This window comes from Ruegeria sp. I1, assembly GCF_056532675.1.
In genome coordinates this window covers 461,991-487,051 of the sequence record NZ_JBQFNM010000002.1, presented here as the reverse complement: position 1 = coordinate 487,051, position 25,061 = coordinate 461,991, and the positions used below count along the sequence as shown (strand labels likewise).

Sequence of the window (25,061 nt, the reverse complement as noted above, 5' to 3'; positions counted from 1 at the left end):
TTCGATTGCTATGTTGGGGATTTGGTACCGCCTCCCTGGCTTGAACAGGGGACCTCTGGATCCACAATCCAGCGCTCTAACCAACTGAGCTAAGGCGGCACTCGTGAAGGGCGATGTACCGAACGCGTCCAGGGATTGCAAGAGGATTAAAGCTGAATTTTCCAGCTTTGCTCGACAAGATCGACCCCAAAAGAATGCACCTGTTTGCTACCCGTAAGCTGCCATCCATTGGCCCGATACAGCGCACAGGCCGCACGGTGGCTTTCATGGGTCCACAGCTGCATTTGCTGGTATCCGGCCCGCTTGGCAAAGCCCATACAGGTCTCCAAAAGACGCTTGCCCAACCCCAGCCCGCGCGCCTCAGGCACCAACAGGAACAGCCGCAGTTTCGCAGTCTGTGCATCCAGCCTGACACAGAAGATACTGCCCAGCCTTTCACCTACACGCTCAGCGATCCAACCGCGTTCGCAGGATGGATCATGGTCCGCAATGAACTCTCGAAGGATGCTTGCCACCAACGGAGCAAAACTGTCATCAAACCCTTCATCACGTGCATAAAGCGTGCCGTGACGTTCGACCAGCCAGGGCGCATCATCGGCCCGAAACGATCTGAGAACTACATCATCCATACCCTATCTGAACGCAAAGGCGGCTTGATTCTCAACCCTTTGCACGCTAGCACAAACGCTCAGTCCCGGAGGCGAATATGGGTATCAACACCGAACGCGACATTCAGGCCAACCTGCAGATCGGCCCAACTGATCAGGGTATGGTGCGTCTGTTCATCGAGGCTGATGGCCTTGAAGTCCCGATGGATTTCGACCCGGAAGAAGCCGAAGAAATCGCCGAAGAAATTCGCGCCGCAGCGCAAGCCGCTCGCGCCGTCGGAACCTGAGCCTTTCTAAAGTCGTGGATCACGCAGCATGTGCAGACGCCGTGCCGCATCGGTTGCAAATTTCTGGATCATCTTCTTACGCCGCGCCGGGGCCAGTTTGTCCTCGGGCGCCATTCGAATGATCTCGGCATCATAGGCATCGGCAATGATCAGACCGGTTTCCTGCGGCAGTAATTCCGTCGGGAAATCGGTATCGACAGCCCAAAAGAATCGATCACACCACTCCAGATACCCCTGCCACTTTGCGTCTGACTGATAGTCCGCGCGGCCGGACTTGCACTCGATCACCCAAAGCTCACCTTTGGGGCCCAGCCCCATAACATCGACCCGCAAACCACGGGCTGGCACGAATTCCTCAACAGAAACAAACCCATGCGCCGCAAGGTGGCGCGCGACGCCGCGTGCGAGTTTCTGTCCAGGTTGCAAATCCAAGGTCATGAGAAAATGTGAACAATCAGTGAACAAATGTAAAGCACAGATCCAGGCTTGACATGATACCTTTTGGTACTCAATAAATATGACACCGAAAGGTACTACTTATGAGGCACCGATGGAGAACCTAACTCAAAACGCGTTTCGTGCGCTGGCCGATCCAACCCGTCGAGACATCGTCAAACTGCTGGCGTCCGAGGACATGACGATCGGCCAGTTGACCGACCGGTTCGACATGACCCGCGCCGCCGTGAAAAAGCACCTGACAGTCCTGTCTGATGGCGGGTTGATCACGGTGGAAGCTCGCGGCCGGGAACGCATCAACCGAATAGAACCACAGGGCATGGCGCCTGTTCTGGACTGGTTCAGCTATTTTGACCAGTTCTGGGATGATCGCCTTAGCTCTCTTAAAGAAGCAATTGAAAGGAAAAACAAATGAGCAATGCTGTGTTGCAAAAATCCATTTTCCTGCGGGCCGAGCCGGACACGGTCTGGGCCTACCTGACCGAGCCCGAACGGCTTGCCGAGTGGTTTCACAAACCCGAACGAAAACTGGCCAAAGGCCAGAAGCTTGAGATGTTCGGAACCACCAGCGGCGATCTGCTGATCTGGGGTGAAGTCCGGGAAGCGCGCGCGCCAGAATATCTGGAATACACGTTCACCGTCAAACCGATGGGCGACGCTGTCAGCGTAGTCAAATGGACCCTGACACCCGTAGCGGGTGGCACACGCTTGAGCCTGCTACATGAAGGCCTGCCCCAAACCGCCGAGGCCTTTGGCCTGATCCTGGCGCTGGACAATGGCTGGGACGAGCATTTCGGCAAGATGCGCGCTGCCCTGCACGAGCCGGTCGACGCTTGATCTGTCGACAAACCCCTTGTACGAACCCGCCCGACGCCCTAACTAAGCGCTTGGCGGGTTCTGCCCTTCTTGTGACTGGTAGCATTCTGGTGGCCTTAAGCAATTCCGAGGGGGCTGGCTCTGTTCAGGTCCTGGCCTGATTATCTGGCGCCCACCTGTACATACAGGTCCTCGGGAATCAAACCGCACGGTTGACTGGTGGTCCCGCCGCATTCCAGAACTGGCTAAGAACGCCACTCACGTTCGCCTCTTAGGGCTCGGATTTCAGGCTGAATTAGCGACAGGTTCAACGATTCCACTCTGATCGCCTGGTACTTCCTACTTCAACAACCGCTTTCGGGACGAAGCTGCCGTTCACACATCGGCGAACGCAGTCCGCTTAGCGTGTCCAGCGGACGCTGCGTACGGCGCCAAGCGCGGTGTTTGCATTTTGGACACATCGACCCGGAAATGTGTAGGGGGCGTCTCTTTGGATGTCACCCAAAGATGTTCTGCTCACTCAGAATAACGAATATACCAACGCCGAGCATGGCCGCTCCAACAAACCAAACGTTCCCCAAAACTGCATATTTGACCGAGGGAGCCGACGGGTTCACGGATACTTGCAGACTGGAATGCGTCGGTCCACCGTGAAGCGAACGAATGCTACCTCGATACGTTTGGTTGCGGAATTCATAACTGTAAGAGGCAGATCGATCGCCATCCCAATCACTCTTATATGCGCTTACTTTGGCAGTTACGGTCTGCCAACGCGCATAGGCAATGATCCGGGGCAACAAGATGCCGGTACCAACCAGCATGAAGATAATCGCTATCAGATCATTGGCCCTATCGGGTTGAGTTGACTGGATTCGTATCAACTCGACAGCAGCAATGCCCGCCATCACATAGAACAGATATTCAAGCGCCTTCAGCCGGTATCGTTTAAACATGAATGCTCCTCAGGGTCGTGTATACGCCATGGACGTGGCAAGGGCTGCAGTACTTTGAAGGCTATTTTGAGGCATCTTGAGTTTGTTGGGTTATATTTTGACAATGATGACCGCTGATCTTGCCTGATCGCCTTCACTTCACCGAGATTCGCATTCGAGAACGCCGCACAACAGCCTTTGACACAGCATCATGTCACCTTTTCTGTTGTCACCAGCGCGTCCACGGTCTGCTTTCACACGTTTCACCGACATTCGTTCGGGTCGCGGCATAGGGTAATTTGGGCTCAGAACGGACAATTCCAGTGCCATCGTTACCTCTCGATCAGAAAGATCATGAGGGGCTCCGGGTGATCTGGCCTAACACCCGATTCAGCGTGAAACACTCGCCTCTTGCTTGATCACGACCGGCTCAATTTCATGTACGGCCGGCGTGCCCCCGCGTGGGCCTTTGGGCTTCTCGGCCATGCACATGATCTTGTAGCCAAACTGGACACCCGCAAAGACGATCCCGTTCATGAACCAGATCATCAGCAACGCGATCAGACCGACATCCGATCCGATCATCAGGCTGCGCAGATTGGCCACGTTGAAGACCAGTAACACCCCGACAAACACCGCCGAGATAACGAACCCCCAGGCAACCTGCGTGATATACAAACGGATCAATTTGGGCATGGCAGACCTCCTTGCGCTACGGACGTGAGTCTAGCGCCTCTCAGCCTGCGGTAAAGGCGTCAGAACGCCTCGGGCTGGGCCTCGCGCGCCATGTGATCCAGCACGGCGTTGACGAATTTGGGCTCTTTGCCGTCTGGGAAAAAGGCGCGCGCCACGTCGACGAATTCAGTGATGACCACTTTGGGCGGCGTATCGCTTTGGGTCAGCTCGGCACCTGCCGCGCGGAACAGCGCCCGCAAGGTCGGGTCAATCCGAGCAATCGGCCATTTCGCAACCAGCGCACGGTCCGTCATCTGATCAATTGGCGCTTGATAGTTCACCGCATTGTCGACCAGCGACCGGAAGACGCTGATATCGCCGTCCAGCATTTCCTCGCCCTCATAGACGGCACCGAACCGGTGATCCAGAAACTCATTCACGACCGCCTCAGTGGTCTGCCCCGATTGCTCCATCTGGAACAGCGCCTGCACGGCATAAAGCCGGGCGGCGGATTTCATCAGGCGTTTCTGGTTGGCCGGTTTCGGCGCATCTGTGTGGGTCATACTGTCGTGGATCCGTTGCTGTCGCCCGCCACAAGGATGGACTCGGACGGCGGCTTGAAGCCCACGCCCTTTTTGGAAGAGCCCCACTTACGGCCGAGTGCGATCAGATGCAAGGCCGCAGCAGCCGCTCCGCCGCCTTTGTTCATCTTTTCGGGGTTGGCGCGGACTTCGGCCTGTTCGTTGTTTTCAACCGTCAGGATACCGTTGCCGATCAGCAGGCCTTGAAGACCCATCAGCTGAATGGCGCGGCTGGAGTCGTTGCAGACGGTTTCATAATGCGTGGTCTCGCCCCGAATGACACAACCCAGTGCAACATAACCATCGAAATTGCACTGGCGATCAGCCATGGCGATGGCGGTTGGTATTTCCAGCGCGCCGGGAACCTCGACAACTTCGAAAGTGCCACCTGCCGCTTCGATTTCAGCCTTAGCACCTGCGATCAGATTGTCGGCAATGGCGCGATAGAACGGGGCCGCCACGATCAGCAGTTTCACCGGCTTGTCAAATTTGGGTGTCGGCAGGATGCCATGTTCGTCTTGAGCAGCCATGATCAGTCTTCCTTCAGGATCGAGCGGGTGCCGACGATGGACAAGCCAAACGCGTCGAGCCCCAGATATACGGTTTCAGGTGAATCTGTCAGCAGAACCAGTTCCTGAACGCCCAGCTTGGACAGGATCTGAGACCCGAGACCCGTTTGCTTGATGGTGCGCGGGCCTTCATCTTCGACCGCATAGAGCGAATTGCGCGGCTGGCGGAACAGGCAGACGACCCCCCGACCCTCTTCCGCGATCTTCTCCATCGCGCGCGGCAATTCGCGCGAAGATTTGGGTCCGAGGCCCAGAATATCCGGCGCTTCGTGCAAAGCGTGGGTGCGGGTCAAAACGGGCTCAGGCGTGGTGATGTCACCTTTGATCATGACGACATGCTCGATGCCGTAAAGCTGATCGGTGAACAGGCGCATTTCCCATTCGCCGCCATATTCCGAGGTTACGGTTTCGCGTGAGGTTTCAACCACCAGATTATCATTGCGCGACCGGTACGCGATCAGATCACTGATGGTGCCGATCTTCATATCATGTTCTTGCGCGAATTCGACCAGATCCGGCAGGCGCGCCATGGTGCCGTCAGCCTTCATGATCTCACAGATCACGCCCGACGGGTTCAGCCCCGCCAGGCGCGAGATATCGACAGCAGCCTCAGTATGGCCTGCGCGCACCAGCACCCCGCCCCGCTTGGCCCGCAGCGGGAAGATGTGGCCCGGGGTGGCAATATGGGCCATCGTATTCTGTTCGTTGATCGCGGTGGCCACGGTCAGCGCCCTGTCGGCGGCAGAGATACCCGTCGAAACTCCCTCGCGCGCTTCAATCGAGACGGTGAACGCAGTTTCGTGACGCGATGAATTGTTCACCGCCATCATCGGCAGGCCCAGATTGTCGATCCTTTCCGCCGTCATCGGCAGACAGATCAGCCCGCGCCCATGGGTGGCCATGAAATTGATCGCCTCGGCATCCGCGAATTCAGCGGCAATCACCAAATCGCCTTCGTTTTCGCGATCCTCGTGATCGACAAGTATATACATCCGGCCTTTGCGCGCCTCTTCGATGATCTCCTCAATCGGGCTGATCGCATCGCGCAGCTGGGCCTCGACCGGACCGGGGGTTTCAAAGCTCATGGGGCAGCCTTTCACAAGAGCATTTCTGCAACGCGGGATAGACCACACCGCGCCCAAAGGCCAGAGCGCAAACGGCGTGCACGGGTCAGGACGCGACGAATATTTGCCTCAGGACATCTCGGCCAGGCGCGCGACATAGCGGGCCAGCGTGTCGATCTCAAGGTTGACCTGATCCCCAACGGTGACATCGCCCCAGGTGGTCACTTCTTTGGTATGAGGGATAAAGTTGATGCCAAATTCGCACCCCTCAACATCGTTCACGGTCAGAGATGTTCCGTTCAGCGCAACCGACCCTTTGGGGGCTATGAAGCGTGCCAATTCCTTGGGCGCGCGCAATGTGACCCGCGTGCTGTCGCCCTCATCCTGAACCGCTACAACCTCGGCCACGCCATCCACATGGCCCGAAACGATATGGCCACCCAGTTCGTCGCCAACCTTCAGAGCGCGTTCCAGGTTGACACGTTTGCCAGGCGTCCAGCTGTCCAGATTTGTTTTCGACACCGTCTCGGCGCTGACTTGCACATCATACCAGTCATCGCCCAGTGCAATCACTGTCAGGCAGACACCGTCGCTGGCAATAGAGGCACCGATATCAATGCCAGCGGTTTCATAGGCTGTCTGAATGCGCGCTCGTAGATCGCCTTGCTGCTCTAACTCGGTAACGGTGCCGATATCCGTGACGATCCCTGTAAACATTCTGTTAACCCTCGATCCCTAACCTGATCCTGACTTTATTCGCTGGGGTACGACCTTCACCAAGCGTGGGCAAGGACCGGCAGCTAAATTAAGGCATAAATGAGTAAAAAACTGAGACAATCAGGCATAGTTTCGCCCAGAAGATTGGATAAGATGACGAGGATGACCCACTCTGCCACCCCATCAAGCGATCGCGTCTTTCTGTTCCTACAGGGGCCACATGGCCCATTCTTCAGCGCGCTGGGGCGTATGCTGCAAGAGGCCGGCGCGCAGGTCTGGCGGGTCGGGTTCAATGCCGGGGATCGGGCGTTCTGGTCTGACACATCCACCTATATTCCGTTTCGCGACAAGCCAGAACTTTGGCCTGAAACGCTGATCGATCTGATCATCCGCAAGGACGTAACCGATATCGTTCTGTACGGTGACACACGCCCGGTTCATGCCCGCGCCGTTGAAATCGCGCGATCCCGTGGCATAACGATCCATGTCTTCGAGGAAGGGTATCTGCGGCCCTGGTGGGTGACTTATGAGCGTTGGGGGTCCAACGGAAACTCTCAACTGATGTCACTGGATGTCGCGGAAATGCATCAGGCGCTCGAGCAGTCTGATACGGCATCTCCGCCTCCACCGTCACATTGGGGAGATATGCGCCAGCACATCTTTTATGGCGCGCTATACCATTGGTTCGTTCTGTTCATGAACCGCCGCTACCGCAACTTCCGCCCACATCGTGATCTTTCGGTCGCCAAGGAATTCAAACTGTATTTCAAGCGCTTGGCCCTGATGCCGTTTCACCGGCTCCAGCGCGGCTGGTCCACTTTGCGGGTACGCCGCGGCGCGTTCCCATACCATTTGGTACTGCTTCAACTGGGTCACGACAGCTCGGTCCAATCGCATTCCGACTACAATAGCATGAGTGCGTTTCTGGAACAGATGGTCGAAGGCTTCGCCAAGGGTGCACCGGGCCATCACCGCTTGGTGATCAAGGAACACCCGCTGGAAAACCACCGCGAACCGCTGCGCCGCCGAGTCCGCGATCTGTGCCGCAAGTACGGGATCGAGGGTCGCGTTCATTACGTCCCCGGTGGCAAACTGGCCAAATTGCTGGATGAAGCGAACTCGGCCGTCACCATCAATTCAACCGCAGGTCAGCAGGTACTGTGGCGGGGCATTCCGCTGCGGATTTTCGGCAGATCAGTGTACGATAAGCCCGAATTTGTCTCTCAGCAGCCGATTGATGAGTTTTTTGCCGAACCCGAAATGCCGGATGCAAAAGCCTATCGCATCTACCGTCAGTTCCTTCTTGAAACCAGCCAAGTTCCCGGCGGATTTTATTCGCGAAGGGGACGCCGACAATTACTGCGACGCGCGGCAGATATGGTCCTGCGTGCTCATGACCCCTATCAGGCGGTGTTGAAAAACAACGAGGCACGCACGCCACAGTTGCGACTTGTCGAATGAAATAAGGCATCCTCTGCTGGATGTTGCTGCCCAATCGGGGTACTTTGCCCCCAACAAAAAAGAAGTTTGAGGATCAGAGGCAGTGCAGCGCTTTTCTACCCGAGCACGACGGGGAGTTACCATTTTGGCTCTTTGCGGCCTTCTTGCCGCGTGCCAGCTTCCCAAATCCGGACCGAATAAATCAGAGATTTTGGCCGGATCGGTCGAAAATGGTGGTAACGCCTTCGTGGTCGAAGTGGATGACCGCGTCACCAAAGCCACGTCCAGCATCCCGCAATTTGGGTTTTCCTCATCCTTCCGCAGCGCATCGAGTGTTGCGGCAGATACCGTGCGCCCCGGTGACGTTCTGGGCCTGACGGTTTGGGAAAACGTGGATGATGGCTTGCTGTCGGGCGAAACCGGTGCCGCCACCGCCTTGGAAGAGGTTCAGGTCGACAGTGACGGGTTCATTTTCGTCCCTTATGCCGGGCGCTTGCGCGCGGCAGGCAATACGCCAGAACAACTGCGTGTGCTGATTACAAACGAGCTGAAAGAACAGACCCCTGATCCACAAGTCGAAGTGCGGCGCGTTGCCGGTGACGGTTCGACGGTTTCGCTGACTGGCACAATCGGCGCGCCCGGTATTTACCCGATCGAACGTCCGACTCGCACCTTGCTGGGTATGTTGTCCCAGGCGGGGGGGGTAGCTGTTGGATCGGACATCGCACTGGTGACCCTGATTCGAGGAGACCAGAAAGGCACCGTTTGGTATGAAGACCTGTTCAAAAACCCCAATCTCGATGTCGCCCTGCGCGGTGGTGACCGCATCCTGGTTGAGGCTGACAGCCGCTCTTACATCGCGCTGGGTGCGACGGGCGGACAATCGCGGATTGCGTTTGACAGTCAGGATCTATCGGCGCTGGAAGCGCTGGCGCAGGTGGGTGGTTTGCAAGGTCTCTCCTCGGATCCGACAGGGATTTTCATCCTTCGGAAAGAAGGTCAGGACATCGCCCGCAGCGTAACAGGTCGTGCGGGTTTGCAAGGGGATCAGCGCATGATCTACTTGCTGAATCTGACCGCGCCCAACGGTCTGTTCATTGCCCGCGACTTTGTCATCCGCGATGATGACACGATCTATGTGACCGAAGCCCCCTATGCGCAGTGGAGCAAATCGATCTCGCTTATTGCGGGTGGTCTTACACCGGTCGCAAACGTCGCTACACTGACCGGAAACTAACCCGTGTATCCAGAAGCGGACACAGCAGCCGGGGCAGATCGCACTCGGCTGTTTGTTTATAATGGGGGTTTTCTGACCAACCGTCGCATACGGCGCATCCTGTCATTGGCCGGCTATGACATGCGCCTTGGCCTGCCCAAACAGGGCGATACCGTTGGGGTCTGGGGCAACAGCCCAACCGCCCATCGCGGCCTGAGCATAGCCGAAAAATACGGCACCCCGATCCTGAGGGTCGAAGACGCGTTTCTACGCTCTCTCCATCCCGGGCGCGCGGGCGAGGCACCTTTGGGGTTACTACTGGATCAAACCGAGCTGCATTTCGACCCGTCCACCCCATCGGACCTTGAAACGCTCCTGGCGACCCACCCGCTGGACGATACGGCGCTGATAAACCGCGCACGCGGTGCTATTGCGCGGATAAAGGACCTGCATCTCAGCAAGTACTCGGCTTTTGACACTGACATCGCGGCGCCTGATCCCGGCTATGTTCTGGTCGTTGATCAAACGCAGGGTGATGCCGCCGTTACGGCGAGCGGAGGCGACTATGCCAGGTTCCGCGAAATGCTGGTGATCGCGCAGGAGGAGAACCCGGGCGCGCGCGTCCTGATCAAAGCACATCCTGAAACACAAGCGGGCCATCGTCCGGGATACTTCACTGATCAGGACCTCTCTGATCGTGTCTCGTTTTTGCACGATGCGCACAGCCCGTGGACTTTGTTGGATGGGGCGGTTGGGGTCTACACGTTGTCCTCGCAACTCGGGTTCGAGGCAATCCTGGCCGGTCATAAACCCCGCGTTTTCGGGCAGCCCTTTTATGCCGGTTGGGGTTTGACCCAAGATGAGGTGCCAATCTCGCGCCGATCCCGGAACCTGACGCGCGCGCAGCTATTTGCAGCGGCCATGCTGCTCTATCCCACATGGTACGACCCCTATCGCGATAGGTTGTGCGAGTTGGAAACCGTTCTCGACACGCTGGAGGCCACGACCCGCGCCTGGCGTCAGGATCGGCTTGGCTGGACAGCCTCGGGCATGCGGCTGTGGAAGCGCAAACATCTTCAACAGATGTTCGGCAGACATCGCAAGGTTCAATTCAAAACCACTATGCCGACGGCCCCCGATCAGCCGCATATGGTCTGGGCCAGTCAATCGAGAGATATCGAACGGGTCATTCGCGTTGAAGACGGTTTTTTGCGTTCACGCGGGTTGGGCGCAGAGCTGATCCCTCCCCTGTCGCTGGTGACCGATGATCTGGGAATTTACTATGACCCCACGTGCCCGAGCCGTTTGGAAGAACTGATTTCCGAACGCGAGACATTGCGTCCAGATCAGGAACTGCGAGCAGAGCATTTGGTGGCGCAGTTGCTCTCGGGTGGTCTCAGCAAATACAACATCGGACAACCAGCTCCGACCTTGCCCGAGGGGCGTCGCATTCTGGTGCCTGGGCAGGTGGAGGACGACGCCTCAATCCTGTTGGGCACCAGCAACATTCGCACCAATCTTGAACTGCTGCGCGCCGCGAGGGATGCGAATCCGGACGCCGTCTTAGTCTACAAACCCCACCCAGACGTCCAGGCGGGGCTGCGAGAGGGCAAGATTGAGGCTGAAGGTCTGGCCGATCTGATTCTGGACGATTGCGATCCGGCCTCGCTACTGCCGCATGTGCAAGCGGTCTGGACCATGACCTCGCTGCTGGGGTTCGAGGCCCTGCTTCGTGGCGTCAAGGTCACGACATTGGGTGCACCTTTTTATGCCGGATGGGGTCTGACTCATGATCTTGGTACGGTCCCGGCGCGTAGGGGCGCACGGCCATCGCTGATGGGCTTGGTTCACGCAACGCTGATAGACTATCCGCGCTATATGGACCCGCTGACAGGGCAACCCTGCCCCGTCGAAGTCGCGGTTGAGCGTCTGGCGGATGGCGTACCAGCAGCAACAGGACCGCTGAACCGCCTTCTGTCAAAACTGCAGGGTGTTTTTGCCACGCATGCGCGCTTATGGCGCTAAGTCACTGTGTGGATCGTCGCCAGCGGTGCAGGATATCCGGACCAATCGTGCGTGTTTCGATCAGTTCAAACCGTGGTGCGGCCTCAAGTGTCTCAAGACCCAATCGGCCGACCGCAGCAAGCCCTTCGGCGCCAATGGTCAGACCAGCGGTGAAACCGACCAGTTCATCCACCATGTCCGCCTCAAGCAGTGATGCGGCAAGGGCCGCACCGCCTTCGCAGAACACCCGCGTTAGACCGGCCTGACCCAATTGCAGCAACAGATCGGTTGCATCGATATGGTGATCCCGCAGCGCGCAAGGGATCAGACGGGCGCCCAGCCCTTCCCACGTGCGAGCGCGATCCGGATCGGGGCTCGGACCATGGCATATCCAGACGGGAATATCCTTAGCCGTGCGTGCCAATTGGCCCATCAGAGGTAAATCCAGATGGCGCGATACGACAATCCGTGCGGGCTGATGTAAGACGCCCAAATCCCGCACTGTCAGCGAGGGGTCATCCGCACGCGCCGTTCCTGCGCCAACCATCACCGCATCATGGCGCGCGCGCATTGCGTGCACAGCGCGGCGGGCGGTTGGGCCTGTGATCCACTGGCTATGGCCGGTTTGCGTTGCAATCCGCCCATCGAAACTGCTGGCCAGTTTCAGGGTGACAAAGGGACGGCTCTGTTCCGTTTTCAGAAAAAAACCGGCCAGCTCCTGCGCGGCCTGATCGGCCAAAACACCTGTATCGACCTCGATCCCGGCCTCACGCAGCATCGCGAAACCCTGCCCTGACACACGCGGGTCGCTGTCCTCAAGCGCGGCCACGACGCGCGACACCCCGGCCTCGATCAAAGCGGTCGCGCAGGGGGGGGTTTTGCCATGATGGGAACAAGGTTCCAGCGTTACATAGGCCGTGGCGCCTTTGGCGGCCGATCCGGCCTGCGCCAATGCAACAGGTTCGGCGTGGGGACGCCCGCCCGGTTGGGTCCAGCCCCGCCCAACAATGCGCCCTTCGCGCACGATAACGCACCCGACAGCCGGGTTGGGCCAACACGACCCTTGACCACGCTGCCCCAATGACAGGGCCAGCGCCATAAATCGCTTATCTGTTTCGCTCACTCGTCCGTCGGAGGTTGCGGCGGGCGCAACTCGTGGACAAACTCCTCGAAATCATCGGCCGCCTGGAAATTCTTGTACACGCTTGCAAAGCGAACATAGGCAACGGTGTCGATCCGCGCCAGAGCTTCCATGACGATCTCGCCGATTTTGTTGGACGGAATATCGGTGTCGCCCATGCTTTCCAGCCGGCGCACGATGCCCGAGATCATCTGATCGATCCGTTCGGGATCAACGGGCCGTTTCTGCATCGAGATACGGATCGAACGCTCCAGCTTGTCGCGGTCGAAATCTTCGCGTTTTCCGTTGGTCTTGATCACAACCAGATCGCGCAGTTGCACGCGTTCGTAGGTGGTAAACCGGCCCCCGCAGGCCGGGCAAAACCGGCGTCGGCGGATCGCAACGTGATCCTCTGCCGGGCGTGAATCTTTCACCTGAGTGTCGATATTTCCGCAAAACGGGCAGCGCATCCGCCGTCTCCTCGTCCCTTGTTCGGCCTCTTTTGTAAGCACTTCGGCTTACTTATCCACAACTATAGGGCAGCCGCTAGGATTTGGGTAGTCGGAATTTTCAACCCCTAGATAAAGGGTTACCCAAGATGCGCTGCGATCGAGCGACAATGCGGTGCAGAGCGGTGTTCGAAGAGATAAATCCCCTGCCATGTCCCAAGAGACATGCGACCCGCCGAGACAGGGATCGACAGTGAGACGGGCATAAGCGCGGATTTTATATGCGCGGGCATATCATCCGGCCCTTCATAGGTATGGCGCAGATACGACATCGCCGGATGATCCGAGGGCGGCACCAGCCTTTCAAAAAAAGCCTTCAGATCGGTCTGAACTTCGGGGTCAGCGTTCTCCTGTATCAGCAGCGAACATGAAGTATGGCGCACGAACAGCGTCAGAACGCCATCCCTCAAAGATGGGCCAAGCCAGCGATGCACGTTGTCGGTGAATTCATAGAGGCCTGCCCCTTGAGTTTGCATCGTGAATTCAGTCTGCATCGAAACTGGCTCAGACCTTATTATCTAAAGAACGGGCGGATATCGCATTTCGCATTTGCCCCTTGGACGGACATGCTGGAGCCTACGGCAAAGCTTGATAAGACAAAGCTGGGTTGTACTGGGGTCTCTGATGGCTCTTTGATTGTAAACTGTACCGCTGTTCTGCGTCCGGTGGTGACGCTGGGGCCATAGCCACGCAGAACATAAATGCGGTCTTGCCAGCCCAAGCCCAGCTTTCGACGCGCAAAATCTGCCGCCGCGCACCAATAGCCATCTGTGAATTGTTGAGCGCGCGGTATGACTTCGAAATCGGTGCTGTTGATCGGCTCGGTCCGATACCCGTTCGGCGCCGCACTTGTCTCAGCCGCCAAGCCAAGGGTTGCAGCCACCGACAGTGCAAATAAGATCGTCTGTTTCATCGTTTTATCTTTTCGTTGTTGCCTATGGGCTTAAGATAGGCCCCGGTGGACCAATAGCTGCTGGGTTCACGATCAATTTAGTCGATTTCATCTGCGTCGTGAACAGGCGTCAGCCAGCCGTGATATCGGATTAGCAGCCCAAGAAATGGGGCCTCAGCGGACACATCAAAGACGTACCTTCCCCGATCATCCTGCATCTCGAACGTCGACGAGCGCGGCAAAAGAATGGTCGGTACGGGCAGCCCCAACAGAGCCAAACGTTGGATGTCGATCTGCAACTTGTCCTCAACAATCACGGGTTTCAGCCAGATGGACACAAGGCCGAACCTCTCTCGCACGCACCCCGTCTTGGGGTCATAACACACGCGAGAGCGCGTGACATGGCCCGCAAATTCACGGATCCAAAACCAATGCTGACCGTCGCGTACCACCGTCATCCGAACCGGTACGTCATGTCCGGTCCGAGGAAACCCGGCAAAGTTTAATATAAAGCTCACTAAACGCCCCTGCCCCCGCTGAACATTGCAGCGCCCCTCATAAACGCCCGGGTCGCTATGCAAGATCTGCACTGCTTGTGGCAGGTCTGATTGCGGCGGCAACGCCTGCAGAAACGGGTCCATTCGCGTCAGAACCCCTGCGTCGCAAAACGTGACCGAACCTCTGCATCCGGAACCATGCAACTGTCCGTCCGTCCAAAGATCGCATAGCGATTGCGCGCGATGGCGTGATAGAGCGGGTCTTTGATGAGGCGCGGAAGATAGCGGCATAGCGACATGGCGCGCCAAGGGCCCCGTAGCTGCGCCATCGCCGCGGCAAACGCATCCAGGCGCTGATGCACCTTTTGGTTGATGATCACCAGATTGGTCTCGAAATCCTGTGTCGGCAGATCAAGCTGTCGGTACAGCCTTTGCCCTAAAGGTGATTGCGCCGTCGCAAACTGAAACACATGCGCCCGGTCATGCCGCAGCATGAACCGAAAGAAACTGGAACACAAAACGCATTCCCCATCGAAGACGATCAGGTTTCCAGCATCCCATTCATTTGAAATTTCAGACGCTTGCATAGATTGGTTTCTCTCAGTCAAACCGCGCAAGGTAACGGTGTCATGCATCTTACTGCTGGGCAATGCGACATGAAAGAAAACCGAACGTTCCCGCTCGGACTCAACTGACGGACAAAGAAAAAAGGCGCCGTGTGCCCGGCGCCTTTCACTTTACTGATCCAGGAATGATCGCAGTTTTCGCGACCGGCTGGGATGTTTCAGTTTCCGCAGCGCCTTCGCCTCAATCTGACGGATTCGTTCGCGCGTTACGCTGAACTGCTGACCCACCTCTTCCAGTGTGTGGTCCGTATTCATCCCAATGCCAAAGCGCATCCGCAGAACGCGCTCTTCACGCGGAGTGAGCGAGGCCAGAACCCGAGTGGTCGTTTCCTTGAGGTTTTCCTGAATGGCGCTGTCCAGTGGCAGCACGGCATTCTTGTCTTCGATGAAATCGCCCAACTGGCTGTCTTCCTCGTCGCCGATGGGTGTTTCTAGGCTGATCGGCTCCTTGGCGATTTTCATCACCTTGCGGACCTTCTCCAGCGGCATCTGCAGCTTTTCGGCCAGTTCTTCGGGCGTCGGTTCGCGACCGATCTCGTGCAGCATCTGGCGACCGGTCCGAACCAGCTTGTTGATCGTCTCGATCATGTGAACCGGAATACGGATGGTCCGCGCCTGATCAGCGATGGAGCGTGTGATCGCCTGGCGAATCCACCATGTCGCATAGGTCGAGAACTTATAGCCCCGGCGGTATTCGAACTTGTCTACCGCCTTCATCAGCCCGATGTTGCCTTCCTGAATAAGATCAAGAAATTGCAGGCCGCGATTCGTGTACTTTTTGGCAATCGAAATCACCAGACGCAGGTTGGCCTCAACCATTTCTTTCTTGGCCTGCCGCGCCTCTTTTTCGCCCTTCTGAACCTGCTGTACGATGCGGCGGAATTCTGAGATATCAAGACCGACATACTGACCGACCTGAGCCATATCGTTGCGCAGTTCTTCCACCTTGTCGGTCGAGCGTTCGATGAACATCTGCCAGCCCCGGCCTGGCTTTTCGGCCATATCCGCCATCCAGTTCGGATCCAATTCGCGACCACGATAGGCGTCGATGAATTCACGACGGTTGATCCGCGCCTGATCCGCCAGTTTCACCATCGAGCTGTCCAGCGACATGACGCGGCGGTTGATGCCGTAAAGCTGGTCAATAAGCGCCTCGATCCGGTTGTTGTGCAGGTGAAGGCCATTCACGAGCTCAACAATTTCGGACCGCAACTTCTGATAAGTCTCTTCGTCCTTGGCGCTGAACGTGCCGTCTTCATTCAGGGTGGCCGAAATCCGGCTGTCCTGCATTTCCGACAACATCGCAAAGTCGGTCGAGATTCGCTCCAGCGTGGTCAGAACCTGATCTTTCAGCGCCGCTTCCATAGCGGCCAGCGACATGTTGGCCTGATCGTCTTCGTCATCATCGTCGTCATTGGCGATCGGGTTACCGTCCGCATCCAGTTCCGGGCCAGTATCTTCTTTTGGCTTGGCAGCCTGTACTACAGCGGTATCAACGACGGGTTCCTCAACATCGCCGTCCTCGTCCAACTGGTTGCCAAAGGTGGTTTCCAGATCGATGACGTCGCGCAGCAAAATGTCTTCGGACAGCAATTCATCATGCCAGATGGTGATCGCCTGGAAGGTCAGCGGGCTTTCGCAGAGCCCTGCGATCATCGTGTTTCGACCTGCCTCGATCCGCTTGGCGATGGCAATCTCGCCCTCGCGGCTCAGCAACTCGACGCTGCCCATCTCACGCAGATACATGCGGACGGGATCGTCGGTACGGTCCAGTTTTTCGGTGGCGGCACCGGCCAGCGCGACCTCACGGTTGCTGTCTGTCGTGGTCAGTTCGGTCGAGCCTTTGTTTTCTTCTTCCTCGGCCTCTTCATCTTCGATGATGTTGATGCCCATTTCGGACAGCATCGACATCACGTCTTCGATCTGTTCCGAGCTGACCTGATCAGGCGGCAGAACCTGATTGAGCTGATCGTAAGTGATGTAACCTTTCTCGCGGGCCTCGGCGATCATCTTCTTGACGTTGGCCTGGCTCATGTCCAGCGAGATTTCCTGTTCCTGCTCGTCGGATTTGCGATCTTCGTTTGTATCCTTGGCGGCCATTCAATGCTCCTGCAGGGATGGGTGATTCGTTGGAACCGAATCATTAGCGCGTGAAAGTGATTCGGCCACCCGTTTACCCGTTTTTCTTTTCCAGTGCTTTATGAAAACATCACTTTATCGACGTTTCCGCTCGAATTTGATCCCGGACATGATTGCCTCGAACGCGTCCTTCTCGTCGCGGTTGATTCGCGCGCCGTTGTCGGCGATGTCGAAAAGGGCTTTGTCCTCGTTCTGGCTGCGGCTTGCGCGGTTACGCTCTTCGGCGGCCTGACCCACCCGATACGTCAATGACTCGTCAGCCAAGTCGGACATCTCCTCGGTCGCTTCGGCAATCTCAGCATCCAGCCCCCGGAGCGCTTTGATCTTTGCGAGTTCTTCGGCCAGCGTCATCTGAGCCTTTTCAACGTCGCCTGGTTTGAACACACAGGGGATCACAGCGACATGGCGAAGGCCCAGAAGGTTTTCAAGGGGCTCGGGTCCCAAAGTTTCAACGATGTGGTCTTTCAGGTTGTCCGGGTCGTTGATTGCATGGCGCAGAATGGCCTGGCGCAGCGCCGCATGATCCGGGTCATGGCAATCCATGTCTTCCAGCTGCGTTTCAAACTGAACCACGACCTGTGGATTCAGAACGGAGATGGCCAGTATGGCCGCTTCGCGCAGGTGGATATCGGCATTGTCTGAGGACGCAAGGAATGACGATCTTGCACCCGCTGACGCAGGCTGTTTCGGCGGCTGCCACTTGCCGCGCGGTTGCCAGGTCCGGCTTTGCGTCTGACGCTGCGGGCGGAACAGTTGCCAACGCAGGTCCTTGATTTCCTGCCCGTAGTGAGAGCGGATCGATGTGTCGCGGATCAGCTTGATCTTGTCGCGCAGCACCTTATCCAATGCCGCTTTGCGTTCTGGACTGTCAAAGACCTTCCCTTCGGTCTCACGTTGCCACAGCAGCTTGACCATCGGAATGGCGCCATCCAACACCTTTTGAACCGCCCCTGCCCCTTCGGCGCGCAGCAGATCATCCGGGTCCATGCCCTCGGGCATCAGCGCAAAACGCAGGGATTTCCCGGCCTCCAACAAAGGAAGGGCCAAATCAATTGCCCGCATCGCGGCACGCAGGCCCGCCGTATCCCCATCCAACGCGATGATCGGTTCGTCGGAAATGCGCCAGAGAAGCTGCAATTGATGTTCGGTTATCGCGGTTCCCAGCGGAGCCACAGACGCGCCGAACCCGGCCTCAGCCAGCGCGATCACATCCATGTAGCCTTCGGCCACAATCAAAGACTGCCCCTTGCCCGCCGCTTGCCGCGCGGGGCCGTGGTTGTAGAGGCTGCGGCCTTTGTCGAACAACGCAGTCTCGGGTGAGTTCAGATACTTCGCGTTGTCATTCGGGTCCATCGCCCGAGCGCCAAAAGCGATACACCGCCCTCGCGGGTCGCGGATCGGATACATGATGCGGTTGCGGAACGTATCATAGGGCTTTTTGCCCTTGTTTGATGGTTTGGCCAGCCCGGAGTCCAGGATCAAGTCTTCGGCCACGTTCTTACCACGCAGGTGATCCCACAACGCTTGCCAGCCGTCAGGTGCAAACCCAATCTCCCAACGATCCAACGCCTGTGCATCCAGCCCGCGACCGGACAAGTAATCGCGTGCCGCGCCACCTGCCCCGGTCTTTAGTTGCAAACGGAAGAACTTCACCGCCTGTTCCATCACCTCGGCCAGTTCCGCGCGGCGGTCCTGCTTTTCCTGCGCTTTTGGATCGCGCTCGGGCATGGGCATCCCGGCCTCTTGCGCCAGTATTTCAACCGCTTCGATAAAGGATACGTTTTCAGTCTCCCTTACAAAGGTGATGGCGTCACCTTTGGCATGACAACCAAAGCAGTAGTAGTACCCCTTCTGATCATCTACATGGAATGAGGCCGTTTTTTCATGATGGAACGGGCATGGCGCCCACATATCCCCTTTGCCCTGATTGGACTTGCGCTGATCCCACATGACCTTGCGCCCAACGACCTGAGACAGGCTGAGCCGGGTGCGTAATTCATCCAGAAATCCGGGGGGCAAAGACATTCACCAAACCTGCCAGAAATGAAAACGCGCGCCAAGGGGATGGCGCGCTTTTCCACAGCGAAATGATCCGGCTGTGGATTATTGCTGCAGGCACAGCTCCAGCCAAGCCGCACCAAGGTCCTTTTTGCGGACATCGCGCATCTTCTGTTCATATACCCACGGCGTGATCAATGGGACCGCTGCATTGTAGTTTTCAGGCCAGGTGGGGCTGCTATCGGCAACCGCCTGTGGAACGTCTCGCTCTTTCACCCGATCAAGGCGCGCCTGCTGGATCGCGGCCACCACATCTGCCTGATACTGGCAGCTTTGTTCTTTGGTTTCTGCCGCAGCCAGAGGTGTGGCAAGAACGGCGGCAGCGATGGCGATACGCAACATTGAAGTCTCCGGGGAATCGTTGAACTGGCGGTAGCTTACCCGCCCTGCTCCGGACCTGCCATTGCCCATTTCGGGCCGGTCCGACAGGATGGGGCGAGAAGCCCGCCCCATCCAAATACATTCAAAGACCTTTGGCCCTATAACTGTTCGCAACGCGGTCAATCGCAACTATATAGGCCGCAGTCCGCAGATCCTCGACATCATCGCGGCTATGCCAGACTTCGCGCATCGACTGGTAGGCAATCCGCATGGTGTCATCTAGGCCAGACCGGACCAGCTCCAGTTCATCCGCCCCTTTGAGATATTTTGTTTTGAAGTCCGGAGACATCGTCCAGGCATCACCAAGATAGCGGTCCAGCCGCTCCAATTCACTGACGATCAGCTCATGCCGCGCTTCTTCCTGGCGCCGCTGCATCCGGCCAAAGCGAATATGGCTGAGGTTCTTGACCCACTCAAAATACGACACTGTCACACCACCGGCGTTGGCATACATATCGGGGATGATTACCGTACCCTTTTTGCGCAGGATCTCATCTGCACCAGCGGTCACGGGGCCATTCGCGGCCTCAATGATCAGCGGGGCCTTGATACGCTCGGCATTCTCAAGATTGATCACGCCTTCCAAAGCCGCCGGGACGAGGATGTCACATTCCGCTTCCAGTACGTCACCACCCTCGGCCGAGTGCGTCGCATCAGGATAGTCTTTCACACCACCGTGCTTGATGATCCACTGGCGCACCGCCTCAACATCAATGCCGTCGGGATTGTAGAGCGCCCCATCCCATTCGATGATACCCACGATGGTCGAGCCGTCTTCCTCGCTCAGGAATTTAGCCGCGTGATAACCCACATTGCCGAGCCCTTGAACCACAACACGCTTGCCGTCCAGTTTACCGGTCAAACCCGCCTTGGCTACGTCTTCGGGATGACGGAAGAATTCGCGCAGCGCATATTGGATACCGCGCCCAGTGGCTTCGACACGCCCGGCGATCCCACCAGCGTTCAAGGGCTTGCCTGTCACACAGGCCCGCGCGTTGATGTCAGTCGTATTCATCCGCGCATATTGGTCGGCCATCCAAGCCATCTCACGCTCGCCCGTGCCCATGTCAGGCGCGGGTACGTTTTGGGATGGGTTGATCAGGTCACGCTTAGCCAGTTCATAGGCGAAACGACGGGTGATCTGTTCCAACTCATGCTCTTCGTATTTTCTCGGATCGATGCAAAGCCCACCTTTCGAACCACCAAACGGCGTTTCGACCAGCGCGCATTTATACGTCATCAGCGCCGCCAGCGCTTCGACCTCGTCCTGGTTCACCGCCAAAGCATAGCGAATACCGCCTTTCACCGGCTCCATATGCTCGGAATGGACCGAGCGATAGCCGGTGAAGGTATGGATGTCGCCCCGTAGGCGCACACCAAAGCGAACTGTGTAGGTTGCGTTACAGACCCGTATCTTCTCTTCCAGCCCCGGGGGCAAATCCATCAGGGACGCCGCCCTGTTGAACATCAGATCAACACTTTCACGAAAGCTGGGTTCTTTGATACCGGTCATAAAATCCTCCATACCGGGAACTGACAAACGTCATGACGTTTTGTCGCACCACTTGCAGCGGGCTGCAATCTTCAAGTGCACTTTTTTTCACCACTTTATGAACGCAGGATTACCGAGCCCGCCCCTGAGTCGGCCCGTTAAGACTTTTGGCCAAATTGTCCACACGGGCGAAACAAAGCCTCACGACACCCCAAAACTGAGGCCGATTTTCATTCAATAATAGCATCATAGTGACGAAGGTGCCCAAATCTCGCCACGTTCCACGTCTAAAAAAATAAAGTTGGGAACGACTGGAATCAGTGTGCCTGACCGGTAGAGGAACGCGGTATGAAGATATTTAAAGCGAAGTCGATTCTGGGAAAATCAAAGCGAGCAGACGCGTGTCGTTTGCCGTCACACAGTTTCGTCCGGTCCGAGGATGGCACGATGACCATCTTTACCTTAGGCTTGATTATGGTCGTTTTTGCGGTCGGTGGTTTCGCGGTAGATATCCAGCGCTTTGATCATGAACGCGCACGACTGCAATATTCCCTAGACCGTGCGGTGCTTGCGGCCACCGATCTTCGGCAAGATCTTTGTCCGACAGTCGTTATCAAAGATTATCTCGAGAAAGAGAACCTTGCTCAATATCTGATCGAGGACGAAATTGTTATCGAACCTGCCAATCTGTGTGGTTCGAGTGCCGTGACCATCGAAGGCTTCCGCCGTGTGCAGGCGCGTGCGGAAATGGACGTGGCGATGCACTTCATGCAGTGGTGGGATGTAGACTTCATCACGACCTCGGTATTCAGCGCAGCAGAAGAAGCCTTGGGCAATGTCGAGATCTCGATGGTTCTTGACGTTTCGGGCTCGATGAACAGCAACAGCCGACTGACCACACTGAAGCTTGCCGCGCAGGAATTCGTGCAAGAAATGGTCGACAAATCCGAAGACGGCAAAATGTCGATCTCGATCGTCCCTTACGCGACACAGGTCGCCCTGCCCGACTCGATGATGGACTATATCAACACGTCCGGTGTGAACCCGCATGCCAACTGCATCAACTTTACTAGCAGCCAGTTCCAGGACGGCGAATTTGATCTGAACCTTGTCTATGATCGCACGCTTCACTTCACCGCTTGGGGCGACTACGACCAGCGTCCGGTAAACGACAACCTCGTCTATAGCGAAATCTGTGAGTCTGACGAGAACCGCGAAGCAATGGTGTTTCAGAAGGACGCCGATCTTCTGAAAGACAAAATCGCGTCGTTCCAAGCGGCGGGCAACACGTCGATTGACCTGGGCGTTAAGTGGGGCATGGCGTTGCTTGATGACAGTATGCAGCCTGTGATCGCCCAGATGGCAGCCGCGGGTGACGTACCAGCCGAGTTCGCCACGCGCCCGGACAACCCGCACAGCGGCGACACACTGAAAGTCATGATCCTGATGACTGATGGTGCGAATACGACTCAGTATTGGACCAATGACCCGTATCGCGACGGTAAGTCTGGGGTTTGGTGGAATGAGCGCATCAACGACTATGTGTCTTACGCCGAGCTTGATTCCAATGATGAAATCACAATCGAGTTTGGTACCGACTACATCTGGCCAGATGTGGACATGATCGAGTGGGACTCGTCGGATGGCGGGAACTACTGGGTCAGAGACCAATTCCAACCTAGCGGGTATGGCAACACGATTGTCAACAACGCCACCGTCACCTACGAAAACGTCGCCAGCGTCGACGAGGCATTGGTTGGCGACCCGACAGGTGACTATGTGCGCGGGTACATTCAATATCGTTGCCTGTCGTTCTCTTCTGGTACCTGCTACAACGTTGATCGGGATACCAAACGCGTCAAAACCTATCTGGAGCTGGACGTAGAACCCTCTGAACACCTGACATGGGCGGATCTTTGGGAGCGGACCACGCGCTACGAGCTTTATCAGCAGTTCTATGACCGCTACGGTTCAAGCTGGGCGTATGACTTCTACTATGATGCCGTTGAGTCAGCCGGTCGTAGCATCAAGGACCCGCGCGTAAGGTCGATGTGCGACTATGCAAAACAGCAGATGGGTGTCGTGATCTTTACGATCTCGCTGGAAGCGCCATCCGCTGGCCGCGCTATCATGCAACACTGCAAAACAACCGACGCGACCTACTACGAGGCCAGCCCAGACGATTTGCCTGATGTCTTTGCTTCGATTACGTCGAGCATCCGGAATCTGAGGTTGACGCAATGATCAGACGCCTGACCCAAAAACTGCGCCGGTTTCGCCGTAACGAAGATGGTATGGCCACGATCGAGTTCGTGTTCTGGTTCCCGATCTTCATGATCACCACCTATTCAGGCGTCGAAATCGGCATCGTGGCCTACAACCACGCAAACCTTGAGCGTGCTTTGGATGAAACCATCCAAGATGTCCGCATGAATCGGATCGAAGTCTATGATCAAACGCCCGGCGCGCAGTGGACTCATACTCTGTTGAAGCAGGTCGTTTGTGATAAGGCCGGCGCGATCCCGAAGTGCTTTGACAATTTGGCAATCGAGATGACCTCGATCAATCCATTCGCCGCCAGCACGGTTCTAAACGGCAGCTTTCAGCAGCCCTATTGCGTCGATACGCCCGAAGAAATTCGTGGTGGTGATGATGATGAGCCATTTTTTGATCCCGGGACCTCAAACCAGCTGATGATCATCCGGGCCTGTGCTGAAATCGATCCTTTGTTCTTTGGAACGACTTTGGGCCGTTTGACCCGGTTTGATCCGATTGATGACCAGTATGAACTGCATGTAGCAACGGTGTTTGTCCATGAACCGTTTTAACTTATCCCTGCCCCGTACCGCCGCCAGTTGGCTTGGTCGCTTTTGGCGTAAGGAAGATGGCGTCGTCAGTATTGAAGCGGTCATGGTTTTCCCGCTTCTGTTCTGGTCGATGTGGACATCTTACACCTATTTTGACAGCTATCGGCAAAGCGCCAGCAACCTCAAAGCTGCATTTGCTGTTGCGGATATTATCTCTCGTGAAGATCAGCAGATCACGAAGCAGTACATTACAAACCTGTACGAACTTCAAAAGTTCATGATCTCTGACCGCTCGGCAGTATCGATGCGTATCTCATTCGTACGGTATGATCAGGACCAAGATCGCCATTTTGTGCTTTGGACTTGCCCGCGCGGCGAGAGCTTTGAGAAACTCGACAATGCGACACTGCTGAACGAATACAAAGACAGAATACCTGTCATGGCCGACAGAGCGGTGATGATCCTTGTTGAAACAAAAGACTGGTACACTCGTCCGTTCAAGATCGGCTACGGAGACCATTCCTTTGCGATTAACAAATTCATGTTCACTCAGCCGCGTGGGCTGACCAATATCACAGTGGCCGACCCAGACGACTGCTAAGCCTCGTCCCTCTCAAGCAATAGGGCCGAGAGTATCTCTGACATAAACTTGGCCTCAGAGGCGGCAGTCATGCCGCCTACGCCAACGCGGCGTCCGAGGCGCCACCAAAGTCCCGGCGCCCAGCTGTTCGATTTTTTTGCCCGCGTACGCACTAGAAACCCGTTCGACGGTTTGAAGGCAAACACTCCCCGGTCGACAGCCTCAATCTCTTCGACAAGCGCAATCAGACACCCTGCCCCTGTGCGCAGTTCCGTGCGCGTCAGCTCGATCCGATCTTGGGTCGCCTGCCAGACACTATAGGCCAGCCAGAGCGCCGCCCCACCGACAACAATCAAAAACACCTGCCAGACCAGCTCAGGCGGCGTGGACAGCGCAACGTACAGAACCAAAACGCCAACCGTACCAAGCATAAGAACCCCGATCCAACGTCTTGGCGCTGAGGCCTCAATTGTGGCCAGTACTTCGTCCTGCATTCTTGTCTCCTGTCAGCCTGGGCCTTCGTTTATCCGCTTTCTTCGCTGAACAACAGGGGCTGAAACCTCTAAACAAAATTGCACAAAGCCGGTGAATCCAT

The 25,061-nt window shown here is 56.6% G+C and carries 28 protein-coding genes and 1 tRNA gene; 9 read left to right on the top strand and 20 right to left on the bottom strand.

Features of this window, described 5'->3' with window-relative positions:
- Positions 1 to 22: 22 nt before the first annotated feature.
- Positions 23 to 99, bottom strand: a tRNA-His gene (locus tag ACR0DH_RS06255).
- Positions 100 to 146: 47 nt separating this feature from the next.
- Positions 147 to 629 carry an N-acetyltransferase family protein gene (locus ACR0DH_RS06250; RefSeq protein WP_480547847.1) on the bottom strand — a complete coding sequence of 161 codons (483 nt, stop codon included), beginning with the start codon at positions 627 to 629 and terminating at the stop codon, positions 147 to 149.
- Between the two features lie 77 nt (positions 630 to 706).
- On the opposite strand from ACR0DH_RS06250, the gene ACR0DH_RS06245 reads away from it, so the two are divergent.
- Positions 707 to 895 carry a DUF6324 family protein gene (locus ACR0DH_RS06245; RefSeq protein ID WP_170532508.1) on the top strand — a complete coding sequence of 63 codons (189 nt, stop codon included), beginning with the start codon at positions 707 to 709 and terminating at the stop codon, positions 893 to 895.
- 6 nt (positions 896 to 901) lie between these two features.
- Here ACR0DH_RS06245 and ACR0DH_RS06240 read toward each other — a convergent pair whose 3' ends face one another.
- Complete coding sequence (locus tag ACR0DH_RS06240; protein WP_480547846.1) at positions 902 to 1,333, bottom strand: MmcB family DNA repair protein; 432 nt, start codon at positions 1,331 to 1,333, stop codon at positions 902 to 904.
- A 112-nt stretch (positions 1,334 to 1,445) separates the two neighbouring features.
- Between ACR0DH_RS06240 and ACR0DH_RS06235 the strand changes: the two genes are divergently transcribed.
- Positions 1,446 to 1,766 carry an ArsR/SmtB family transcription factor gene (locus ACR0DH_RS06235; protein ID WP_480547845.1) on the top strand — a complete coding sequence of 107 codons (321 nt, stop codon included), beginning with the start codon at positions 1,446 to 1,448 and terminating at the stop codon, positions 1,764 to 1,766.
- Complete coding sequence (locus ACR0DH_RS06230) at positions 1,763 to 2,188, top strand: SRPBCC family protein (protein WP_480547844.1); 426 nt, start codon at positions 1,763 to 1,765, stop codon at positions 2,186 to 2,188. Before ACR0DH_RS06235 ends, ACR0DH_RS06230 begins: the two co-directional genes overlap by 4 nt.
- A gap of 476 nt (positions 2,189 to 2,664) precedes the next feature.
- On the opposite strand, the gene ACR0DH_RS06225 is transcribed toward ACR0DH_RS06230, so the two are convergent.
- From ACR0DH_RS06225 to ACR0DH_RS06200, 6 genes are all read right to left on the bottom strand, one after another.
- Complete coding sequence (locus tag ACR0DH_RS06225; RefSeq protein WP_480547843.1) at positions 2,665 to 3,120, bottom strand: DUF3592 domain-containing protein; 456 nt, start codon at positions 3,118 to 3,120, stop codon at positions 2,665 to 2,667.
- Between the two features lie 369 nt (positions 3,121 to 3,489).
- Complete coding sequence (locus ACR0DH_RS06220) at positions 3,490 to 3,795, bottom strand: hypothetical protein (RefSeq protein WP_480547842.1); 306 nt, start codon at positions 3,793 to 3,795, stop codon at positions 3,490 to 3,492.
- Positions 3,796 to 3,854: 59 nt separating this feature from the next.
- Positions 3,855 to 4,337 carry a transcription antitermination factor NusB gene (gene nusB / locus ACR0DH_RS06215; protein ID WP_480547841.1) on the bottom strand — a complete coding sequence of 161 codons (483 nt, stop codon included), beginning with the start codon at positions 4,335 to 4,337 and terminating at the stop codon, positions 3,855 to 3,857.
- Positions 4,334 to 4,885, bottom strand: coding sequence for a 6,7-dimethyl-8-ribityllumazine synthase (locus ACR0DH_RS06210; RefSeq protein WP_480540983.1), 552 nt, complete (start codon positions 4,883 to 4,885; stop codon positions 4,334 to 4,336). The genes nusB and ACR0DH_RS06210 overlap by 4 nt, the downstream gene beginning before the upstream one ends.
- A gap of 2 nt (positions 4,886 to 4,887) precedes the next feature.
- Positions 4,888 to 6,009, bottom strand: a complete 1,122-nt coding sequence (gene ribB / locus ACR0DH_RS06205) for a 3,4-dihydroxy-2-butanone-4-phosphate synthase (RefSeq protein ID WP_480547840.1) — start codon at positions 6,007 to 6,009, stop codon at positions 4,888 to 4,890.
- Between the two features lie 108 nt (positions 6,010 to 6,117).
- On the bottom strand, positions 6,118 to 6,705 hold the full coding sequence (locus ACR0DH_RS06200) for a riboflavin synthase (protein WP_480547839.1): 588 nt from the start codon (positions 6,703 to 6,705) through the stop codon (positions 6,118 to 6,120).
- A 162-nt stretch (positions 6,706 to 6,867) separates the two neighbouring features.
- Here ACR0DH_RS06200 and ACR0DH_RS06195 point away from each other — a divergent pair, with 162 nt between their 5' ends.
- From ACR0DH_RS06195 to ACR0DH_RS06185, 3 genes are all read left to right on the top strand, one after another.
- Complete coding sequence (locus ACR0DH_RS06195; RefSeq protein WP_480547838.1) at positions 6,868 to 8,166, top strand: capsule biosynthesis protein; 1,299 nt, start codon at positions 6,868 to 6,870, stop codon at positions 8,164 to 8,166.
- 82 nt (positions 8,167 to 8,248) lie between these two features.
- Complete coding sequence (locus tag ACR0DH_RS06190; protein WP_480547837.1) at positions 8,249 to 9,382, top strand: polysaccharide biosynthesis/export family protein; 1,134 nt, start codon at positions 8,249 to 8,251, stop codon at positions 9,380 to 9,382.
- A 3-nt stretch (positions 9,383 to 9,385) separates the two neighbouring features.
- Positions 9,386 to 11,386 (top strand): capsular polysaccharide biosynthesis protein, encoded by a 2,001-nt coding sequence (locus tag ACR0DH_RS06185; protein WP_480547836.1) that lies wholly within the window; start codon positions 9,386 to 9,388, stop codon positions 11,384 to 11,386.
- Position 11,387: 1 nt separating this feature from the next.
- Here ACR0DH_RS06185 and ribD read toward each other — a convergent pair whose 3' ends face one another.
- From ribD to ACR0DH_RS06135, 10 genes are all read right to left on the bottom strand, one after another.
- Positions 11,388 to 12,488: a bifunctional diaminohydroxyphosphoribosylaminopyrimidine deaminase/5-amino-6-(5-phosphoribosylamino)uracil reductase RibD gene (gene ribD, locus ACR0DH_RS06180; RefSeq protein ID WP_480540973.1), complete on the bottom strand. Its 1,101-nt coding sequence runs from the start codon at positions 12,486 to 12,488 to the stop codon at positions 11,388 to 11,390.
- Positions 12,485 to 12,955 carry a transcriptional regulator NrdR gene (gene nrdR / locus ACR0DH_RS06175; RefSeq protein WP_050602693.1) on the bottom strand — a complete coding sequence of 157 codons (471 nt, stop codon included), beginning with the start codon at positions 12,953 to 12,955 and terminating at the stop codon, positions 12,485 to 12,487. Before nrdR ends, ribD begins: the two co-directional genes overlap by 4 nt.
- Before the next feature lie 119 nt (positions 12,956 to 13,074).
- The gene (locus ACR0DH_RS06170; RefSeq protein ID WP_480547835.1) at positions 13,075 to 13,488 is read right to left on the bottom strand and encodes a secondary thiamine-phosphate synthase enzyme YjbQ; all 414 of its coding nucleotides are present in this window, start codon (positions 13,486 to 13,488) and stop codon (positions 13,075 to 13,077) included.
- A gap of 20 nt (positions 13,489 to 13,508) precedes the next feature.
- Positions 13,509 to 13,907 (bottom strand): hypothetical protein, encoded by a 399-nt coding sequence (locus ACR0DH_RS06165; protein WP_480547834.1) that lies wholly within the window; start codon positions 13,905 to 13,907, stop codon positions 13,509 to 13,511.
- A 77-nt stretch (positions 13,908 to 13,984) separates the two neighbouring features.
- Positions 13,985 to 14,527 (bottom strand): DUF4166 domain-containing protein, encoded by a 543-nt coding sequence (locus tag ACR0DH_RS06160; protein ID WP_480547833.1) that lies wholly within the window; start codon positions 14,525 to 14,527, stop codon positions 13,985 to 13,987.
- Between the two features lie 5 nt (positions 14,528 to 14,532).
- Positions 14,533 to 14,970 carry a thiol-disulfide oxidoreductase DCC family protein gene (locus ACR0DH_RS06155; RefSeq protein WP_480547832.1) on the bottom strand — a complete coding sequence of 146 codons (438 nt, stop codon included), beginning with the start codon at positions 14,968 to 14,970 and terminating at the stop codon, positions 14,533 to 14,535.
- Between the two features lie 150 nt (positions 14,971 to 15,120).
- Complete coding sequence (gene rpoD, locus ACR0DH_RS06150; protein ID WP_480547831.1) at positions 15,121 to 17,109, bottom strand: RNA polymerase sigma factor RpoD; 1,989 nt, start codon at positions 17,107 to 17,109, stop codon at positions 15,121 to 15,123.
- 114 nt (positions 17,110 to 17,223) lie between these two features.
- The gene (gene dnaG, locus ACR0DH_RS06145) at positions 17,224 to 19,173 is read right to left on the bottom strand and encodes a DNA primase (protein ID WP_480547830.1); all 1,950 of its coding nucleotides are present in this window, start codon (positions 19,171 to 19,173) and stop codon (positions 17,224 to 17,226) included.
- A gap of 78 nt (positions 19,174 to 19,251) precedes the next feature.
- A complete protein-coding gene (locus tag ACR0DH_RS06140; protein ID WP_170532469.1) occupies positions 19,252 to 19,548 on the bottom strand; it encodes a hypothetical protein in 297 nt (98 codons plus the stop codon).
- A gap of 121 nt (positions 19,549 to 19,669) precedes the next feature.
- Positions 19,670 to 21,100, bottom strand: coding sequence for a Glu/Leu/Phe/Val family dehydrogenase (locus ACR0DH_RS06135; protein WP_170532467.1), 1,431 nt, complete (start codon positions 21,098 to 21,100; stop codon positions 19,670 to 19,672).
- A 426-nt stretch (positions 21,101 to 21,526) separates the two neighbouring features.
- Between ACR0DH_RS06135 and ACR0DH_RS06130 the strand changes: the two genes are divergently transcribed.
- Genes ACR0DH_RS06130 through ACR0DH_RS06120 form a run of 3 tightly spaced genes read left to right on the top strand, consistent with a single transcriptional unit; the run spans position 21,527 to position 24,487 of the window.
- The gene (locus tag ACR0DH_RS06130; RefSeq protein ID WP_480547829.1) at positions 21,527 to 23,323 is read left to right on the top strand and encodes a Tad domain-containing protein; all 1,797 of its coding nucleotides are present in this window, start codon (positions 21,527 to 21,529) and stop codon (positions 23,321 to 23,323) included.
- Positions 23,320 to 23,907 (top strand): TadE/TadG family type IV pilus assembly protein, encoded by a 588-nt coding sequence (locus ACR0DH_RS06125; RefSeq protein ID WP_480540960.1) that lies wholly within the window; start codon positions 23,320 to 23,322, stop codon positions 23,905 to 23,907. Before ACR0DH_RS06130 ends, ACR0DH_RS06125 begins: the two co-directional genes overlap by 4 nt.
- Positions 23,894 to 24,487, top strand: a complete 594-nt coding sequence (locus tag ACR0DH_RS06120; protein ID WP_170532461.1) for a hypothetical protein — start codon at positions 23,894 to 23,896, stop codon at positions 24,485 to 24,487. The genes ACR0DH_RS06125 and ACR0DH_RS06120 overlap by 14 nt, the downstream gene beginning before the upstream one ends.
- Here ACR0DH_RS06120 and ACR0DH_RS06115 read toward each other — a convergent pair.
- The gene (locus ACR0DH_RS06115; RefSeq protein WP_480547828.1) at positions 24,484 to 24,960 is read right to left on the bottom strand and encodes a hypothetical protein; all 477 of its coding nucleotides are present in this window, start codon (positions 24,958 to 24,960) and stop codon (positions 24,484 to 24,486) included. The two genes, ACR0DH_RS06120 and ACR0DH_RS06115, sit on opposite strands and share 4 nt — an antisense overlap.
- Positions 24,961 to 25,061 lie beyond the last annotated feature (101 nt).

Excerpts from the sequence above, each read along its gene's own strand:
- ACR0DH_RS06115 (WP_480547828.1), bottom strand. The coding sequence starts at position 24,960 with ATGCAGGACGAAGTACTGGCCACAATTGAGGCCTCAGCGCCAAGACGT.
- ACR0DH_RS06160 (WP_480547833.1), bottom strand. The coding sequence starts at position 14,527 with ATGGACCCGTTTCTGCAGGCGTTGCCGCCGCAATCAGACCTGCCACAA.
- ACR0DH_RS06120 (WP_170532461.1), top strand. The coding sequence starts at position 23,894 with ATGAACCGTTTTAACTTATCCCTGCCCCGTACCGCCGCCAGTTGGCTT.
- ribB (WP_480547840.1), bottom strand. The coding sequence starts at position 6,009 with ATGAGCTTTGAAACCCCCGGTCCGGTCGAGGCCCAGCTGCGCGATGCG.
- ACR0DH_RS06125 (WP_480540960.1), top strand. The coding sequence starts at position 23,320 with ATGATCAGACGCCTGACCCAAAAACTGCGCCGGTTTCGCCGTAACGAA.
- ACR0DH_RS06230 (WP_480547844.1), top strand. The coding sequence starts at position 1,763 with ATGAGCAATGCTGTGTTGCAAAAATCCATTTTCCTGCGGGCCGAGCCG.
- nrdR (WP_050602693.1), bottom strand. The coding sequence starts at position 12,955 with ATGCGCTGCCCGTTTTGCGGAAATATCGACACTCAGGTGAAAGATTCA.
- ACR0DH_RS06140 (WP_170532469.1), bottom strand. The coding sequence starts at position 19,548 with ATGTTGCGTATCGCCATCGCTGCCGCCGTTCTTGCCACACCTCTGGCT.
- ACR0DH_RS06165 (WP_480547834.1), bottom strand. The coding sequence starts at position 13,907 with ATGAAACAGACGATCTTATTTGCACTGTCGGTGGCTGCAACCCTTGGC.
- nusB (WP_480547841.1), bottom strand. The coding sequence starts at position 4,337 with ATGACCCACACAGATGCGCCGAAACCGGCCAACCAGAAACGCCTGATG.
- ACR0DH_RS06240 (WP_480547846.1), bottom strand. The coding sequence starts at position 1,333 with ATGACCTTGGATTTGCAACCTGGACAGAAACTCGCACGCGGCGTCGCG.
- ACR0DH_RS06130 (WP_480547829.1), top strand. The coding sequence starts at position 21,527 with ATGACCATCTTTACCTTAGGCTTGATTATGGTCGTTTTTGCGGTCGGT.
- ACR0DH_RS06210 (WP_480540983.1), bottom strand. The coding sequence starts at position 4,885 with ATGGCTGCTCAAGACGAACATGGCATCCTGCCGACACCCAAATTTGAC.
- ACR0DH_RS06220 (WP_480547842.1), bottom strand. The coding sequence starts at position 3,795 with ATGCCCAAATTGATCCGTTTGTATATCACGCAGGTTGCCTGGGGGTTC.
- ACR0DH_RS06250 (WP_480547847.1), bottom strand. The coding sequence starts at position 629 with ATGGATGATGTAGTTCTCAGATCGTTTCGGGCCGATGATGCGCCCTGG.
- ACR0DH_RS06200 (WP_480547839.1), bottom strand. The coding sequence starts at position 6,705 with ATGTTTACAGGGATCGTCACGGATATCGGCACCGTTACCGAGTTAGAG.
- ACR0DH_RS06245 (WP_170532508.1), top strand. The coding sequence starts at position 707 with ATGGGTATCAACACCGAACGCGACATTCAGGCCAACCTGCAGATCGGC.
- rpoD (WP_480547831.1), bottom strand. The coding sequence starts at position 17,109 with ATGGCCGCCAAGGATACAAACGAAGATCGCAAATCCGACGAGCAGGAA.
- ACR0DH_RS06170 (WP_480547835.1), bottom strand. The coding sequence starts at position 13,488 with ATGCAGACTGAATTCACGATGCAAACTCAAGGGGCAGGCCTCTATGAA.
- ACR0DH_RS06235 (WP_480547845.1), top strand. The coding sequence starts at position 1,446 with ATGGAGAACCTAACTCAAAACGCGTTTCGTGCGCTGGCCGATCCAACC.
- ACR0DH_RS06225 (WP_480547843.1), bottom strand. The coding sequence starts at position 3,120 with ATGTTTAAACGATACCGGCTGAAGGCGCTTGAATATCTGTTCTATGTG.
- ACR0DH_RS06155 (WP_480547832.1), bottom strand. The coding sequence starts at position 14,970 with ATGCAAGCGTCTGAAATTTCAAATGAATGGGATGCTGGAAACCTGATC.
- dnaG (WP_480547830.1), bottom strand. The coding sequence starts at position 19,173 with ATGTCTTTGCCCCCCGGATTTCTGGATGAATTACGCACCCGGCTCAGC.
- ACR0DH_RS06195 (WP_480547838.1), top strand. The coding sequence starts at position 6,868 with ATGACCCACTCTGCCACCCCATCAAGCGATCGCGTCTTTCTGTTCCTA.
- ACR0DH_RS06135 (WP_170532467.1), bottom strand. The coding sequence starts at position 21,100 with ATGACCGGTATCAAAGAACCCAGCTTTCGTGAAAGTGTTGATCTGATG.